Annotated in this window: 14 protein-coding genes; 4 read left to right on the top strand and 10 right to left on the bottom strand. The window is 69.9% G+C overall.

The genetic code is table 11. The features are described 5' to 3' along the window. Positions 1–621 carry a TetR/AcrR family transcriptional regulator gene (locus J4H86_RS15165; protein WP_236538270.1) on the top strand — a complete coding sequence of 207 codons (621 nt, stop codon included), beginning with the start codon at positions 1–3 and terminating at the stop codon, positions 619–621. A gap of 758 nt (positions 622–1379) precedes the next feature. On the opposite strand, the gene J4H86_RS15160 is transcribed toward J4H86_RS15165, so the two are convergent. The 3 genes from J4H86_RS15160 to J4H86_RS15150 all read right to left on the bottom strand — a co-directional run bounded on the left by J4H86_RS15160 (position 1380) and on the right by J4H86_RS15150 (position 3768). Then, positions 1380–1805, bottom strand: coding sequence for a PPOX class F420-dependent oxidoreductase (locus J4H86_RS15160; RefSeq protein ID WP_236538267.1), 426 nt, complete (start codon positions 1803–1805; stop codon positions 1380–1382). A gap of 71 nt (positions 1806–1876) precedes the next feature. Further along, a complete protein-coding gene (locus J4H86_RS15155) occupies positions 1877–2602 on the bottom strand; it encodes a VIT1/CCC1 transporter family protein (protein ID WP_236538265.1) in 726 nt (241 codons plus the stop codon). 95 nt (positions 2603–2697) lie between these two features. Beyond that, entirely contained in the window at positions 2698–3768 is a 1071-nt protein-coding gene (locus tag J4H86_RS15150) for a winged helix DNA-binding domain-containing protein (RefSeq protein WP_236538263.1), read from the bottom strand. 218 nt (positions 3769–3986) lie between these two features. Here J4H86_RS15150 and J4H86_RS15145 point away from each other — a divergent pair, with 218 nt between their 5' ends. Next, the gene (locus tag J4H86_RS15145; protein WP_236538260.1) at positions 3987–4448 is read left to right on the top strand and encodes an OsmC family protein; all 462 of its coding nucleotides are present in this window, start codon (positions 3987–3989) and stop codon (positions 4446–4448) included. Between the two features lie 67 nt (positions 4449–4515). Here the strand turns inward: J4H86_RS15145 and J4H86_RS15140 are convergent, their stop codons facing one another. The 3 genes from J4H86_RS15140 to J4H86_RS15130 form a co-directional block, all read right to left on the bottom strand. Next, positions 4516–5004: a nitroreductase family deazaflavin-dependent oxidoreductase gene (locus J4H86_RS15140; RefSeq protein WP_236538259.1), complete on the bottom strand. Its 489-nt coding sequence runs from the start codon at positions 5002–5004 to the stop codon at positions 4516–4518. 192 nt (positions 5005–5196) lie between these two features. Beyond that, a complete protein-coding gene (locus tag J4H86_RS15135) occupies positions 5197–5400 on the bottom strand; it encodes a cold-shock protein (protein WP_236538257.1) in 204 nt (67 codons plus the stop codon). 267 nt (positions 5401–5667) lie between these two features. Further along, positions 5668–6384, bottom strand: a complete 717-nt coding sequence (locus J4H86_RS15130; RefSeq protein WP_236538255.1) for a TetR/AcrR family transcriptional regulator — start codon at positions 6382–6384, stop codon at positions 5668–5670. A gap of 147 nt (positions 6385–6531) precedes the next feature. Between J4H86_RS15130 and J4H86_RS15125 the strand changes: the two genes are divergently transcribed. Further along, entirely contained in the window at positions 6532–7725 is a 1194-nt protein-coding gene (locus J4H86_RS15125) for an FAD-dependent monooxygenase (protein WP_236538246.1), read from the top strand. A gap of 223 nt (positions 7726–7948) precedes the next feature. Here J4H86_RS15125 and J4H86_RS15120 read toward each other — a convergent pair whose 3' ends face one another. The 4 genes from J4H86_RS15120 to boxC all read right to left on the bottom strand — a co-directional run bounded on the left by J4H86_RS15120 (position 7949) and on the right by boxC (position 14765). Then, the gene (locus J4H86_RS15120; RefSeq protein ID WP_236538236.1) at positions 7949–9835 is read right to left on the bottom strand and encodes a propionyl-CoA synthetase; all 1887 of its coding nucleotides are present in this window, start codon (positions 9833–9835) and stop codon (positions 7949–7951) included. Positions 9836–9974: 139 nt separating this feature from the next. After that, positions 9975–11450, bottom strand: a complete 1476-nt coding sequence (locus J4H86_RS15115) for a serine/threonine-protein kinase (protein ID WP_236538234.1) — start codon at positions 11448–11450, stop codon at positions 9975–9977. Between the two features lie 151 nt (positions 11451–11601). Then, complete coding sequence (gene boxB / locus J4H86_RS15110; protein WP_236538232.1) at positions 11602–13020, bottom strand: benzoyl-CoA 2,3-epoxidase subunit BoxB; 1419 nt, start codon at positions 13018–13020, stop codon at positions 11602–11604. Between the two features lie 5 nt (positions 13021–13025). Then, entirely contained in the window at positions 13026–14765 is a 1740-nt protein-coding gene (boxC, locus tag J4H86_RS15105) for a 2,3-epoxybenzoyl-CoA dihydrolase (RefSeq protein ID WP_236538230.1), read from the bottom strand. A 250-nt stretch (positions 14766–15015) separates the two neighbouring features. Here boxC and J4H86_RS15100 point away from each other — a divergent pair, with 250 nt between their 5' ends. Then, entirely contained in the window at positions 15016–15885 is an 870-nt protein-coding gene (locus J4H86_RS15100; protein WP_236538228.1) for a PaaX family transcriptional regulator, read from the top strand. Positions 15886–15924 lie beyond the last annotated feature (39 nt).

Below are 15924 nucleotides of genomic sequence, written 5' to 3'. Positions count from 1 at the left end.
ATGGATGGTGTGTCCGAGGCGGCGGAACCCGGTCGGAAGTCGCGCCGACGCGGCGAGACCCTGCACACGGCGATCCTGGACGCCGCGCTCGCCGAACTCACCGAGGTGGGCTACGCCGAACTCACCATCGAACGCGTGGCGGAGCGCGCCAAGGCGAGCAAGGCGTCGGTCTACCGCCGATGGCCGAGCAAACTCCACCTCATCTACGAGGCGGCGGGCCGGACCTTTCCCCACCAGGGCGAGATCACCGACACCGGCAGCCTGCGCGGTGACCTATTGGCCTTCATGCGTCGGTCGGCGGAGGCACTCCAGGGCCCGATCGGTGCCGCCATGCGCGGCGTCATCAGCGACGCGATCCGCGACCACTCGACCATCGAGGACCTGCGTGGCAGTGAGGCGAGCCGCACCATGGTGGTGATGCGCGATCTCCTGGACCGCGCCGCGAAACGCGGCGAAGTGGACGTCGAATCCGTCACCGACCGCCAACTGGAGGCCGGCCACGCCTCACTCCGGTTCCACTTCCTCTTCCACACGGGCTACCTCAGCGACGATCTCGTCGTCAGCATCGTGGACGAGGTGATGCTGCCCCTCATCCAGGGAACCGACGTTCGCCGCGCGTAGGTGCCGCGCGTGGGCGTCGTCCACAGCGAGACCTCCAGCGACGCGGCTCGGGGGCACGCTGACGGTGTGCTGTCACCCGTCAGCGTCGGGCCGATCTGGACACGGAACGGGAGACAGGCCATGGCTCCGAAGCCTCAGCGGAGGCCCGCGCCACCGACGCGCGTCCACCACCGCCGGTCCGGACCGTCCCGCGGGGGCGAGACGGGTGGGCTCCGACGACATGCGTCGGGCGGTGCGGCTCGCCGTAGGGGAGTGAGTTCCGGGGGCCGTGCCTCGTGGCGTCGGTCGCGTGCCAAGGGGACGGGGCCCGCCTACTCACGGTGGGCCGGTGCTTCCGCCGACCGGTTGTCCCGCACGGGGACCGGGGTTCCCTCGGGAACGAGGGACCGCGGTGGGACTGTCGCCGGGGGAGGCCTCACGGCCGGTCCGGGACACGTGGGCTCCGCGCGTTGTGCGGAGCCCACGTGGGGCGCCGCGAGGGAGTGAGCTTCGAGGGGCGTTCCTGTTCGGCGTGAGTTGGCGCATTCGCTGGCCGGTGCTCTGGTGCGGCGCGGCCGGGGTTCCCTCGGGAACGCGCGACCGCAGCGAAACGGTCGGCTGGCGGTGGTGTCGCAGAGAAGGTCGTCGCCGCCGGGGCGGGGACGTGGATCCAGCGTGGCTTCGCGGAGGCTGTCTCAACGCGTCGGCTGGTCAGACCGGGTCTGGTGTGGCCGGGACGGGCGGGTGGCTCCCGGGTCGGTTTGGGGCGTGAGGGCCGTTCAGGCCGTCATCTCGAAGCCGGCGAGGACCTTCGTTGGTTGGACGCGGACCACCAGTTCGCCCGGTTGTCCGTTGCGGCGGCCGAACTCCGTGGCGCGGCTCGGGCCCATGTAGCGCTCGCCGATCATCGTGGCGGTGCGCAGGAGTTCGTCCGGGGCCTCGGAAAGGGTCGCGGTCCCCTGGACCTGGACGAAGGCGTAGGGGATGTGCTCAAGGTCCACGCAGACGGTGATGCGGGCGTCGCGGTTGATGGAGGCGGCCTTGGCGGTGTTCTTGCCGGTGTTGAACACGATCTCCTCCCCCTCCAGGACGAACCACACGGGGGCCACCAGGGGGTGTCCGCCGGAGGAGGTGTAGGCGACTTTGGCAGTGCGGGTGCCGTGCAGGAGGAACTCCCGCACCTGGCGGTCCCAGATCGTCGTCATGGCGCAACGTTATCGTTCGCCACCGTCACCAATCGTGCATCACGGTGCGCTCGGTGTGCCGGAGTCCCACCTCACAGGCCCGCGGTCTGGCCCACGAGGCTGCCGATCCCGTAGGTGGCGGCCATGGCCACGGCCCCACCCATGACGCTGCGCAGGCCGGCACGGAGCGGACGGGCGTTGCCCAGCCTTGCGCCAAGAGCCCCGGTCGCGGCCACCGCGCACACCACTGCCAGGAAGGTTGCGATCACGCGCGCGTCGACGGGCGCGAGGGTGATCGCCAAGAGGGGGATCGCGGCGCCCAGGGCGAAGGCGACCAGGCTGGTGACCGCGGCCAGCCACGGGTTGGTGAGTTCCCCGGCGTCCAGTCTGAGCTCGACCTCGGCGTGGGCGCGCAGGGCGTCCTTCGCGGTGAGCTGCTCGGCGACCTGACGGGCGAGGTCCGTAGTCAGGCCTCGCTGCTCGTACATGTGCGCCAGTTCGTCCAGCTCCTCCTCGGGTGTCTCGGCGAGCTCCCGTCGTTCGTAGGCGAGGGCCGCCTGCTCGGTGTCCCGTTGGGTACTGACCGACACGTACTCCCCCGCCGCCATCGACAGCGCTCCCGACGACATCCCGGCGATCCCCGCGATCAGAATGGCCTGACTGGACGTGGTCGCACCGGCCACCCCCAGGACCAGGGCCGCCGTGGAGACGATGCCGTCATTGCCGCCGAGCACACCCGCGCGCAACCAGTTCAGCCTGGTGCTGATGCTCTCGTTCTGTGGTTCCTTGTGCGGACCCCACCCACGATGGCCTTCCACAGTCGCCACCCCCCGACCGCCCCGATCCTGCCAGCGCGGAGAGGGAGCGGACCGGATGCCCGGATCCGTACGCGTGTCGCGGCCGGAGCGGGTCGTCACACCGGCAACGTGGCGTAGGCGTCCGGCAGCCGCGCGCTCACCTCGGGCGCGAACGCGGTGAACGGTTCGGCCTCCAGGGAGCGCTTCTGACGGGTGGGAAACCGCCATGTCCCCACGACCCGCCCGGCGGCCACCACGGTCGGTCGGAAGACGCCGTTGTTGCCGGGAACGATGCGCGCGGCGAACTCTGGCGGCAGCACGGCGTCCCGATCGGCGTAGCCCAGGATGTACTCGTCGAACCCCGGCAACAGGAACACTCCGCGGGCCTCCGCGCGGTGTCGCTCCAGTCGCTCCGCGGTGTCCGGGGCCATCAGGTATCGGGGGCTCCCCGCCTCGGGGCCGGTGATGGACTCCAGTCGGTCCCCGACAGCGGCGATGCCGACGCGGACGTCGCGCAGGGGCAGACCGGCCCAGCGCGCGAAGTCGGTCTCGGTCGCCGGGCCGTGGCCGTGGAAGTACCGTTCCGCCAACCAGGCCAGTGTCTCCTCCCGGTCGGGGATCGGCCCGGTCGGGATCCACTCGTCCATCAGCACGATCCGCTGGTCATCGCCGTCGCTGGGGCCGTGGCAGACCACACCGTTCAGGCTGAGGTTCGCCAGCATGTGGTAGCCGCGCCCGCCGGCGGGGGCCAGACCCTCGTCTTCCCACACGGCGATAAGGTCCTTGCGGAGCAGGCCGTGGCCACCCCGTAGCGCCGCTTGGGTACTGGCGCGGGCGCGAGCCAGGGTCGCCTCGTCGAGCCCCAACTGTTGTCGTCGCCGGGCCATCTGGGCGAGCACGCGTTCGGCGAGGAGGCTCAGCAGCCACCGGAGGTCCTCCGCCGCCACGATGTGCAGGGTTCCACGCATCGGCCACGACCTGACGAGCCGGCCGTGGTCCAACGCGGAGACCACGTCGGCCTTGGTCGCGTCTCGCGCGCGCAGCGCGAGGGAGGTGAGCGCGCCGGGAAGGTGCTGTCCCTGCGTCGCCGTCATCAGACGTGCCGCCGCGACGACGTCGGCCTCGCCCGGTCCCGCGATCCGATGCGCCACCATCCGCAGCAGCGCGATCTCCTCGTGCCGGACCATCAACGCCCCTCCCTGGTGGGTCTTCCCACCACCGCCGCCCGCGTGGCACGGTGTCAACTTCCGATCCTATGTACGAACAGGTGTCGGGGCGATGCCACACGGAGCCGGACGCCGATGACGCCGCATCCGGTGGGAGTGTCAACGCCCGGTCACATGTGACGGAAGATGGAGCGGAGGCCCCGCGGGGCGAACACCGTGTCAGTCGGAAGGACGGGACGATGGCGGATCAGAAGAACGTGGTCACGGTCACCGAGAGCGGTCAAGGCCCCTACGGCCAGAGCATCACCGTTGGGGGACACACGTTTCTCGCCGACGAACCGGAACCGACCGGAGCGGACAGCGGACCGAACCCCTACGACCTGCTGTTGGCTAGTCTGGGCGCCTGCACGTCGATGACCGTGCGCATGTTCGCCGAGCGCCGCGGCTGGCCACTCGAGTCAGTGTCGGTGAGCCTGACCCACGAACGGATCCACTCCCGGGACTGCGCCGAGTGCGAGACCGAGGACGCGATGGTGGACCGCATCGAACGCGAGGTGCGCCTCGAGGGGGACCTGGACGAGAAGCAGCGCCGTACCCTGCTGCAGATCGCCGAGAAGTGCCCCGTGCACCGGACGCTCACCTCGGAGACCGTCATCCTGACCAACGCCGGAGCGGACGGCGAGACGGACACGTCCGCCTAGGAGCGTCCTCCCGGAGGTGTCGGCCCACACCTGGTGTGGGCGAGGACTGGTCGTTCCCCCAGTCCCGCTATCGCTGTGGGCTGGGGCGTAGCGCGATCACCGGGATGCCGTTGTTCGGGTCGGAGCCCACACGTTCGTACTCCTCGGGGGAGCCGTCCACCGGGTGGCCGAGAACGCGAAGCATCGGGGGCCCGAGGCGGCCGTACCTGTGTTGGAGGTAGTGGGACAGGGCCTTGCCCGACTCCTCCGGCGGGAGCACGGTCGCTGTGCCGCGGTACCGGCGCCAGCCGACCTCGAACAGGACCCGAGGATCGGCCTGGATGTTGCGGAACCACTGGGAGCGCGCGCCGAACCCGGACACGACGCGGTACCCGCCGGTCTCCTCGTCACGGGCGACGACCTCGAGCACTACCTGCCGCGGGCGGCCGGTGACGCGGCCACGCGTGGTGAGGAGCACGAAGTTTCGCCCCAGCAGGCCGCCGAGGCCCAGCCGGTAGATCCACACCGGGGCGCGGAACAGTCGGCGCGCGACAGGGGACTGTGGTTGGACTCGCACGGTGGGCCCCCTCGGGTCTGCCGCTCGGTGGACGTGGTTCATTCCACCAGTTCCCGCGGAGGGCGCCAATCAGACTCGCCCGTGCCCCGGACATGCGAAGGGCCGCCACCCACGGGGATGGCGGCCTACAACCGGAGGTGTGAGCCGGGGGCTCACAGGGGACCGGCCCTGACGGGCCAGTCCGGCAAGGACTTACAGGCCGCGGACCTGCTCGGCCTGCGGACCCTTGGGGCCCTGCGCGACGTCGAACTCGACGCGCTGGTTCTCCTCAAGGTTACGGAAGCCGGTGCCCACGATGTTGCTGTAGTGCACGAAGACGTCCGGGCCGCCCTCGTCGCGGCTGATGAAGCCGAAGCCCTTTTCGCCGTTGAACCACTTGACGGTTCCCTGAGCCATGTCTGTCTCCTGACAGGTCGATGGTGAAGCAGACCCGCGGGTGCGGGCCCCTGATCGCACGAGTTGCGGTGCGTCCCACCATGCCTGGCGGACAGACCGCTCACGTAAGTCCGCGAGCGTCAAACACAAGGTCAACACTAAAACAGAAACTACGACCAGCTGATGTAACACTATCGCCACACCAGTATTCCCGTCGACGATTTCCACACGGTTGGTGTAAACCTCTGTGGCCGCAGGGGCGGTCGATGCGGTGACGCGCGGAGCGCCTCACCGGCCCGCCGACCGTACCCACAGGTCGAGGCCGTCGAAGATGCGCTCCAGGCCGAACTCCAGGGCGTTGTCGCGGGCGCCGACCTCCCCGGGGTCCGCGGAGAAGGCCGCGGCGACTTCCGGGAATCGGTCCCCGTGGCTGCCCAGGACGTCCGCTGTCGCCGCGACCATCGACGCCTCGGACGGGCCGGTTCGGCCCTGGTGGACGAGTCCGCGTATGTGGTTCAACACGAGCACGACCGCGTCCAGGCGTTCGGCCCGTGGGGTCCCGGTGGCACGGAACACAGCGAGGCCGGCCTCCAGCCACGCCAACTCGTTCGGTCCCATCACCCGGCCCCCCGCGGCGCCGTCCAGGCTCCACGGGTGGCGCCGGAACACCTCCCGCACGCCGAGGGCCCAGTGACGGAGGCCGTCCCGCCACGACGTGTCGGTGAGCTCGGGCGGCGGACCGAAGACGGAATCCACCATCAGGGCGAGCAGCTCATCCCGGCCCGGAACATGCCGATAGATCGCCATCTTCGCGCATCCGAGCTCGTCGGCGACACGTTGCATCGACAGCGACGCCAGTCCCTCGCCGTCGGCGACACCGATCGCGGCGGCGACGACGGAGTCCCGACTGAGACGGGGTTTGGGTCCACGACGCCTGGCGGGTGGATCACCCCACAGGGTCGCGGCGACGCGGTGTTCGACGGGGGGTTCGGTGGTGTCGGACACGTGCTCCCTTTCCCCCGTGGTCTCGCCACAGCGGCCTGCCTGGGCACTTGCGAGTTTACTGCGTCGCCCATACGCTAATTAGCGTCCAATGGACGCAATTAATGCCGCGTGTTCGTGATCGGACACAGGGGGAGAGATGGGGATCCCATGCCCACCATGCACGTTCTGATCTCCGGAGCCGGCATCGCCGGTCCGGCCCTCGCCATGTGGCTCGGTCGCCTCGGGCACACGGTCACCGTGGTGGAGAAGGCACCGGCGCCGCGCCCCGGCGGCCAGGCGGTCGACTTCAAGGGCGCGGACCAGATGGCGGTCATCGAGCGCATGGGGCTGCTCGACGCCCTGCGCGAACTCGCCACCGGCGGCAGTGACCTCGGCGTCGTGGACGGATCCGGCCACCAGCGCGCGCTGATCCCCGCCGAGTTCACCGGAGGGGACCTCGAGATCCATCGTGGGGATCTCACCCAGGCGCTCTACGAGGCGTCCCGGGACCACGCCCACTATCTCTTCAGTGACTCCATCGCCACCATGGACGAGGACGACGCCGGGGTCGACGTCACGTTCGACAGCGGCAGCTCGGGCCGGTACGACATCGTCGTAGGCACGGACGGCATCCACTCCAACGTGCGACGGCTGGCCTTCGGCCCTGAGGAGCGCTTCGTGCGCTTTCTGGATCACTACTACGCGTTGGTCGACCCGGCGCCTGGCAGCCGACCCGCCAGAACACCCGGTGAGCGAACGCTCGGCCTGATGTACAACGAACCGGGACGGATGGCGAGCCTCGACGGCGCCAAGGCCCCAGCGTTCTTCGTGTTCGCCTCTCCCCCACTGGATCCTGAGCGCCCGGGCTGGGCCCCAACGGATCCCGCGGTCCAGCGGCGGGAGCTCATTCGTGCCTACGAGGGGATGGGTTGGACGGTGGGGGAGTACCTGAGGGAACTTCCCGACTCCGCGGACGTGTACCTGGACTCGATCAGCCGGGTGGAAATGGACTCCTACACCCGAGGACGCGTGGTCCTGCTGGGGGACGCGGCGTATGGCAACACCTTGGGCGGCTTCGGCTCCGGACTGTCGATCGTCGGCGCCTACGTGCTGGCCGGTGAACTGGCCGCCGCCGGGGACCACCGGGCCGCCTTCGCCCGGTACGACGCCCTCATGCACCCCTACGGAGCGGTGGCACGTAAGGGCAACGCGGGGCGTTTCCTGGCCCCATCGAGCTGGACCGCCATCCGGGCGCGCGACGCGATGTTCAACCTCCGCCCCCTGCGCTGGTTCCTGATGCGCTTCACCGACGACCAGGCGACCAACATCGACCTTCCGCGCTACGAGCTCCTCCCTACATAGGGGAGGTACGGGGGTGGGGCCGGTGCCCACATGAGGTGACCCCGATACGGTCCCGCGGGCATGATCATCTCGGGCGGACGGGATTGGATCACGCGTGCGGTCGTGCGCCCCACCCCACATCCTTCACTGTGTGGTTTCCGCCGGCGAGCCCGGCCGGTCACGCCACACGACAAAGCATCAGCGGGTGGACCGCCGAACGGTGAGAGGACGAGGCCCAGTAGGACTACTTCTCCTGTTCGCCGCGCAGAGTGGGTCGAAGTGCGTCCAGGACGGTGGGGTCTTCGATGGTGGAGGGGACGACGGTGTCGCCTCGGTCGGCGATTTCGCGCATGGACCTGCGCAGGATCTTCCCGGAGCGGGTCTTGGGCAGGCCGTCGACCACGTGGACGTCGCGGAACGCCGCGACCGGGCCGATCTGGTCGCGCACCGCGGCGACCAGATCGGCCCGCAGGGTTCCGTGGTCCACGGTGGTGCCCGCCTTGAGCACCACCAGCCCGTGGGGGAGCTGCCCCTTCACGGCGTCGTGCACACCGATCACCGCGCACTCGGCGACCGCCGGATGCGCGGCGAGCACGGCCTCGATGGAGCCGGTCGACAGGCGGTGCCCCGCGACGTTGATGACGTCGTCGGTCCGCCCCATCACGAAGACGTACCCGTCGTCGTCGACGAACCCGCTGTCGCCGGTGAGGTAGTGGCCGGGGAAGCGGGAGAGGTAGGACTCCCGGTACCGCTCGTCGTCGCCCCACAACGTCGGCAGGGTGCCAGGAGGCATCGGCAGGCGGAGGCACAGCGCGCCGTCACGTCCGGGCGGCGTCGGTGCGCCGGAGGAGTCCAGCACTCGGAGGTCGAAGCCGGGCACCGGAACCGTCGGCGAACCCGGTTTCGGTGGCATCGGGTCCAGGCCCCGCAGGTTCGCGCAGATCGGCCACCCGGTCTCCGTCTGCCACCAGTGGTCGATCACCGGGATGCCGAGGATGTCGTTGGCCCACGCGTAGGTCTCGGGGTCGAGCCGCTCGCCGGCGAGGAACAGCGTCCGTAGAGTGCTGACGTCGTGTTCGGCGAGCAGTTCGGCGCGTGGGTCCATCCGCTTGATCGCGCGGAAGGCGGTCGGCGCGGTGAACAGGGCCTTCACGCCGTGGTCGGCGATGACTCTCCAGAACGCGCCCGCGTCCGGGGTGCCGATCGGCTTGCCCTCGTACATCACCGTCGTCGCGCCCACGAACAGCGGCGCGTACACGATGTAGGAGTGTCCGACGACCCATCCCACGTCCGAGGCGGTCCAGAAGACGTCACCGGCGTGGATGTCGTAGATGTTGCCCATGGACCAGTGCAGGGCGACGGCGTGCCCTCCGTTGTCCCGCACCACCCCCTTGGGGCGGCCGGTCGTCCCCGAGGTGTAGAGGATGTAGAGCGGGTCGGTGGCCTGGACCGCCACGCACTCCGCCGGGTAGGCGTCGCGCAGCGCCGCCTTGAAGTCCACGTACCGGCCACCGAGCTCCGCCGGATGCCGCTCGCGCTGCAGCATGAAGACGGTGTCGACGTCGTGCTCGCTGAGGTTCAGTGCCTCGTCGATGATCGGCTGATAGACGACGGTCCGGGACGGCTCGAGTCCGCAGGAGGCGGCCACGATCGCGGTGGGGGTGGCGTCGTCGATCCGGGCGGCGAGTTCCTTGGGGGAGAACCCGCCGAACACCACGGAGTGCACCGCGCCGATCCGCGCGCAGGCCAGCATGGCCATCGCCGCCTCGGGAATCATCGGCATGTAGATGATGACCCGGTCCCCCGTGCTCACGCCACGCTGGCGCAGAGCCCCGGCGAACGCCGCGACGCGCTCGAGGAGCTGCGCGTAGGTCCAGCGCTGTACCTGTCCCGTCATCGCGGAGTCCCAGATGAGCGCGGTCTGGTCGGCGCGGCCGGCGACCACGTGACGGTCCAGCGCGTTGTAGCAGGTGTTGAGCTCCCCGTCGGGGAACCACCGGTAGAACGGTGGCGCGCTGTCGTCCAGGGCCCGCGTGGGCGCCCGCTCCCAGTCGACGCTTCTGGCGGCCTCCAACCAGAACCCCTCGGGGTCGGACAGGCTGCGCTCGTAGACGCTCGCGTACGTGCCCATTCCGCGGCCTCCCACAGTCCGTTGGCCGCTCGGCGCGTGGAGCGGCTCGTTGTCGTGCGTTGTATCACACCGACGTCGGCGTACCCGCCGGCAGGTGGCGGTCGGGCGACCGCCGCGTGCCGTGGTGTGGGACGGGCGGTCAGTCCCGCTCGAACTGGATGGTCTCCTCCGCCATGTCCACCGCACGATTCATCGTGAGAACTTCGTTGTTTAGCGAGAGATCGAAGGTGTGCTGATGGCAGCCAGTGTCGTCGCTGTCCATCAGGCCTTCGAAACCTTCGTCGGTTGTCTCAGTGAGGAGCAGGTCATAGTCACAGTCGTCGGACTCGACGGTTCCGCTGCGCTCGCCCTCCGAGAACGACGCCTCCCATTCCACCCCCGGTGTCTCCCCGATCCAGTCGCCGGCGTACTCGGCTGGGAATCGGGGGACCTCGGCCGGTGACTCGTCGGTGTCACCGTCATCGGGGTCGTCCGCCTCGGTGTCCTCGGCGGCCGCGGCGTCGCTCTGTTCCGGGTCCGTCTGGTCGTCCTGCGCCTGGGCGTCGTCGGCTACCGGTCCCGCGTCCGAGGGTGAGAGCGTCCAGCCGAGCACGCCACCGAGAAGGAGCCCGATCACGAGCCCCCCGGCCGCCGCCGCGACGACGGGCCCGCGTCGCCCGCGGGGGCGTCCGTCGTCGGAGGTGGCCGGCTGCCCCGGGGGCTGTGGGGTTCCGGGTGGGACGGCCGTCGGTGCCGCGCCGGCCATGGGCGCGACGGCGGTGGCAGCTCCTTCTCGCATCACCTGGGTCGCCGCCTCCTGGGTGCCGGGACGGTCAGCGCGGCCGATCAGGGTCATGAGGACGTCGGTGGAGGAAGGCCGCTGGTTCGGGTCCTTGTTCAGGGCCGCGGAGACGAGGTCACGCAGGGACTCGGGCACACCGGTCAGGTCGGGAGAGCCGTTGAGGACCTGATGCAGGATCGCGGGCACGCTGTCCCCGTCGAAGGGTTGCCGGCCCGAGGCGGCGAAGGCGACGACGGCACCCCAGGAGAACACGTCCGCCTTCGGGGTGATCGGGTCGCCGGCGATCTGTTCCGGCGCCATGTAGGCCGGTGTCCCGATCGAGGTGTTGGTCGCCGTTCCGGTTCCGTGGGAGACCCGGGCGACGCCGAAGTCGATCACCCGTGCCCCACCGTCGCCGAGGAGGACGTTGGCGGGCTTCAGGTCGCGGTGGACGATGCCGGCCTCGTGGATCGCCATGAGCGCGGTGGCCATGGCGACCGCCACCCGGTGGAGGTCGCCGCCGGTGAGCGGCCCACGGGTCCGGACGGCCGCCGCGATCGAGGGCCCGGCCACGTATTCGCTGACGATGTAGGGCGGGCGCGCGGTGAGGTCGGCGTCCAGCACGGCCGCGGTACAGAACGACGCCACCTGGCGTGCCGCGTCCGCCTCGCGGGCGAACCGTTGCAGGAAGGTGGGGTCCTCCGTCGTGTCCACGCCGAGTGTCTTGATGGCGACCTGGGTCCCGTCCTGCGAGGTCGCGAGGTACACGACTCCCTGGCCACCCGCTCCGAGTCGCCCCAGGACCCGGTAGGGGCCCAGATGTGGCGGATCGTTGGGGAGGAGCGGCTCCACCATCGGTACTGACCTCCATGATCGCGACTCCGGCCAAAACTACCGAATGGCTTCTCCGCTTGGCGAAGTCGCGGGTCACACGCGGGGAGCTCCTCGTTGGCCCAAGGGAGGCCCGGCCCGAGCCGGACCGCGCGGTCGTGGTCGGCCCTGGGCCTCAGAAGTACACGTACTCGTAGTCGAAGGGCTTGGTGTTGATCCCGTGTCGGGGCGGTGCCACCCAGCCGGCGATCTTGCCGCGTTCGTACACGGGACGCATCAGGGACTGGACGAAGGCGAGGTCGGCGGACGTGGGGAGCCAGTCGTCGCGTTTGCGTTCCCACGCCGCAGGGTCGACGACCGTGCCGGTGGGGGTGATGTGCCAACCGGCGAACACGCCGACCCTCCGGTTGAAGCCGGGGTGGGGCAGGGAGAGCCGACGGTCGATCCCGGCGTCGGCGAGGATCCTGTTCCAGCGGTTCACCCCGGTCTGGCAGTCGGCGACGTACTGCTCCCGCAGGTCGAAGTTGAGCGCGAGAATCCGGGGGACTTCCTCCTCGCTCCAGGTCCCGTCCGCGTTGGCGACGGGCAGGGCGACACCGTCGTCGGTGAGGCGATGGTCGTCGTCGCGTTTCTCCTCCCGCCACCGCCCCTTGAGGCCGGCCGTGTAGTAATTGGCGGCGTTGGTGGACCGCTCGCTGCCGAAGAGGTCCAGAGACACCGTGTAGTGGAAGTTGATGTACTTCTGGATCACGTCCAACGGGATCCCGCCGTGTGCCGCGATGTCGTAGGTGTCGTGCTCGCGGATGAGTTCGGTGCTGCGTTGGACGACCCGGTCGACACCGGTCGTGCCGACGAACATGTGGTGCGCCTCCTCCTTGAGCATGAACTCACAGGTGCGCGACAGTGGGTCGAAGGCGCTTTCCTTGAGCGTTCCGAGCTGGTACTTGCCGTCGCGGTCGGTGAAGTACGTGAACATGTAGAACGCCAACCAGTCTGCGGTCTCCTCGTTGAACGCGCCGAGGATGCGGGGGGAGTCCGGACTTCCGGAGTTCCGGTCGAGGAGGGCGGCGGCCTCGTCCCGTCCCTCCCTGCCGAAGTAGGCGTGCAGGAGGTAGACCATCGCCCACAGGTGGCGCCCCTCCTCGACGTTGACTTGGAACAGGTTGCGCAGGTCGTACAGGCTGGGCGCGGTCAGACCGAGGAGTTTCTGCTGTTCGACCGAGGCCGGCTCGGTGTCGCCCTGGATGACGATCAGCCGCTGCAGGTCCGCCCGGTACTCCCCGGGCACCTGCTGCCATACCGGTTCGCCCATGTGCTCGCCGAAGGCGATGCGCCGGTCGGTGTCCCGCTCGGCGAGGAAGATGCCCCACCGGTAGTCCTCCAGCCGGACGTGGTCGAAGTGCGCCCACCCCTCCCGCCCCACGGAGACCGCGGTCCGGAGGTAGACGCCCTGGTTCTCCAGCGCGGGACCCATCTCCGACCACCAGTTCAGGAAGCGCGGCTGCCACCCTTCCAACGCACGCTGGAGGCGACGGTCACCGGCGAGGTCGACGTTGTTGGGGATCTTGGACTCGTAGTCGATGGTGTCGGCCATGGTGGTTACACCCGCTCCCTGTCGAAGATGGGTCTCTGACCGGTGCCGTACCTACGCAGCGCCCCCTCGGGGCCGGAGGCGTTGGGCCGGAGGAAGACCCAGTTCTGCCAGGCCGCCAACCGGCCGAAGATCTTGGTCTCCGTCGTCTCCGGGCCCACGAAGCGGTGGTTGGCCTCCATCCCGGTGAGCGCGTCCGGGCTGATCGAGGCGCGGGTCTCCACGGCGAGGCGGATCTCGTCCTCCCAGTCGATGTCGTCGGGCGCGTCGGTGACCAGTCCCAGTTCCTCGGCTTCGGCCGCCTCCAGACGACGCCCCGTCTCCCTCCGCAGCCAGACCAGGTGATCGTCCTCGCCGTAGAAGCGGGACTCCAGCCGCGTCAGTCCGTTACCCATGGGGAACAGGCCGAAGTTCGCCTCGGTGAGGTACACGGAGGCCCGGTCGACGCTGTCCTCGTCGTCGATCGGGGGGCCGTCCAGGATGTACTGCCGGTCACTCGCCAGGGACAGCTCGAACAACATGCCGACCGCGCAGCTCGACGGTTCGATCAGGCTGATCAGGCTGCGGCTGGTGACGTCCAACCGCTTCAGGGTCCGCTTGTAGTAGTGGACGATCTCGTGGACGAACCAGTCCGAGGCGTTCCGCTGGAGGAACCGCTCCCAGTCCAGGAGCCGCTCCGGGGCGCCCTCGGTGCGGAGCAGCCAAGTGCCCAGCGTGGGCTCGTTCGTCCGGAGCCGCAGCACGAGGTCGTCGAGTTCCCGGGTCACCGCGAGCGGCCATGCGCGGTCGCCCAACCCGTGCAGCCCCGCGAGGTCGTCTGGGGGTCCGTGCTCCGGCGCGCGCACGGTGATCTCGACGGTTCCGGCGGCGCGGTCGAACCCGGCACTGACGTGGTCGTAGGCCAGGCCGTGCTCCGATGCGCGACGGGACAGAGCGGAGAGCCGGACCCCGGCGACCGCGCGGTGCCCGTTACGTCGGGCCGCGTCGCGCGCGCGTTCGACGACCCGCGCCTCGAAGTCCCGAGGGGGCGCGGTCTCGTCGACCAGCTTCCAGTCGACCGCCGTCTTCCCCTTGACGCCGTCGCTTCGGGTGGCGAAGACGTCGGCTCGATCCTTGCGTACCCGGCGTTTGTCCACCACCCGGGTGAGCCCTCCGGTGCCGGGGAGTACTCCGAGGAGCGGTGCCTCGGGCAGCGCGACGGTGGAGGAGTTGTCGTCCACCAGCACGATCTCGGAGCAGGCGAGCGCGATCTCGTAGCCACCACCGGCGCAGCTACCGTTGACGGCCGCGACGTAGGTCTGGCCGGAGTGTGTGGCGGCGTCCTCCATGGCGTTGCGGGTCTCGTTGGTGAACTTGCAGAAGTTCACCTTCCACTGGTGCGAGGCCTGGCCGAGCATCCCGATGTTCGCCCCGGCACTGAAAACGCGGTCCTTTCCGCTGGTCACGATGACGGCCCGGACTTCTGGGTGCTCGAATCGCAGCCGCTGCACCGCGTCGTTGAGCTCGATGTCGACTCCGAGGTCGTAGGAGTTCATCTTCAGCTCGTATCCGGGGACCAAGCCGCCCTGTTCGTCGACGTCCAACACCAGCCAGGCGATCTCCCCCTCGGTGTGGACGCGCCAGTGTCGATAGTGCTCGGGCGCGGTGTCGAAGGACACGGCGGGAGTGGCCGCGGGGCTGGCGTCATCGGCCGTCGCGGCCGAGACGACTTCGTCGGAGGGGTCCGGGGTCACCGTGGTGGCGGGCATGGGTGCGCCTCCCTCGTCCGTCTGGCGGGACCGCCGCTGACGATGGCGTCACCTGGCGCGTCCGTCCGTTCTCTCAGTTTCTACAGATTTATGCTTCCCGTCAATGTTTTGTAGAATGACTGCCGGTTGGGCCGAGGGCGGCACGGAGCCCGGGACGGACCGGGGTGAGAGGGAGTGGGGTACAACGGGAGTTGACCTAATGGGCGGCCGCCGACGCGGCGGACCCGGGCCGGCGCGGAGGAGGTGCGCAGTGACGACAGCGGCACGGGGGCAGCACCCGCCCTCCCGGCGGCCGATCGCCGACCGTCAGCCCCGACGGATCGGTGACCCCAGCGCGCGGGCCCTTCTGCTGACCATCCTGGGCGAGCTGGTGGTTCCCACGGGCGAACCGGCGTGGACCACGGCCCTGGTCCAGGCTCTCGGTCGAGTGGGGGTCGAGGAGAAGTCGGCGCGCCAGGCGTTGGCGCGTGCCGGCGGAGCGGGCTGGCTGGTCTCCGAACGATCGGGCCGGCGCGTCCGGTGGCAGGTCACCGAGCCCGGTCGACGCCTGTTGACCGAGGGCGCGCGACGGATCTACACCTTCGGCCACCGCGAACATGCCTGGGATCGGCGCTGGTTGGTGTTGCTCGTCTCCGTCCCCGAGCCGCAGCGCGAGGCGCGTCACCGCCTGCGCAAGCGCCTGACCTGGGCGGGGCTGGGGTCACCCGCGCCGGGCGTGTGGGTCACGCCCAACGCCGACCGAGAGGCCGAGGTGCACGCGGTGCTGCGGGAGCTCGGTCTGGACGCCGAGGCCACGTCCTTCGTGGCCACCTACGGCGCGATCGGCGAGGAGCTCGACCTGGTCTCCCGAGCCTGGGACCTGACCGGGGTCGCGAAGGAGTATGAGGAGTTCATCAGCGCCTTCCGTGACGTTGACCCGCGGTGCGACGAGGACGTTTTCGCGCGCCAGATCCGCCTGGTCGACGCGTGGCGACGCTTCCCGTTCCTGGACCCGCGGTTGCCGGCCGATCTACTGCCCACGGGATGGCGCGGGGAGGAGGCCGCCGCCCTCTTCGACACCCGCCATCGGCGGTGGGCCGCGGCCACGCGACGCGTATGGGAGGCGCTCGCGGCCGGTTGACCCACGCACCAGCCACGTCCTCGGCGTTTCCGCCGCGCG

The organism is Spiractinospora alimapuensis, from assembly GCF_018437505.1.
In the GTDB taxonomy this organism is placed as follows: Bacteria; Actinomycetota; Actinomycetes; order Streptosporangiales; family Streptosporangiaceae; genus Spiractinospora; species Spiractinospora alimapuensis.
The sequence above is the reverse complement of the archived record's forward strand: the minus strand, read 5'-3'. Positions and strand labels throughout refer to the sequence as shown.

What these genes read in the sequence shown, in the direction of transcription:
- J4H86_RS15165 (WP_236538270.1), top strand. Translation starts at nt 1, where the DNA reads ATGGATGGTGTGTCCGAGGCGGCGGAACCCGGTCGGAAGTCGCGCCGA.
- J4H86_RS15160 (WP_236538267.1), bottom strand. Translation starts at nt 1,805, where the DNA reads ATGACGACGATCTGGGACCGCCAGGTGCGGGAGTTCCTCCTGCACGGC.
- J4H86_RS15150 (WP_236538263.1), bottom strand. Translation starts at nt 3,768, where the DNA reads ATGGTCCGGCACGAGGAGATCGCGCTGCTGCGGATGGTGGCGCATCGG.
- J4H86_RS15145 (WP_236538260.1), top strand. Translation starts at nt 3,987, where the DNA reads ATGGCGGATCAGAAGAACGTGGTCACGGTCACCGAGAGCGGTCAAGGC.
- J4H86_RS15135 (WP_236538257.1), bottom strand. Translation starts at nt 5,400, where the DNA reads ATGGCTCAGGGAACCGTCAAGTGGTTCAACGGCGAAAAGGGCTTCGGC.
- J4H86_RS15125 (WP_236538246.1), top strand. Translation starts at nt 6,532, where the DNA reads ATGCCCACCATGCACGTTCTGATCTCCGGAGCCGGCATCGCCGGTCCG.
- J4H86_RS15120 (WP_236538236.1), bottom strand. Translation starts at nt 9,835, where the DNA reads ATGGGCACGTACGCGAGCGTCTACGAGCGCAGCCTGTCCGACCCCGAG.
- J4H86_RS15115 (WP_236538234.1), bottom strand. Translation starts at nt 11,450, where the DNA reads ATGGTGGAGCCGCTCCTCCCCAACGATCCGCCACATCTGGGCCCCTAC.
- boxB (WP_236538232.1), bottom strand. Translation starts at nt 13,020, where the DNA reads ATGGCCGACACCATCGACTACGAGTCCAAGATCCCCAACAACGTCGAC.
- boxC (WP_236538230.1), bottom strand. Translation starts at nt 14,765, where the DNA reads ATGCCCGCCACCACGGTGACCCCGGACCCCTCCGACGAAGTCGTCTCG.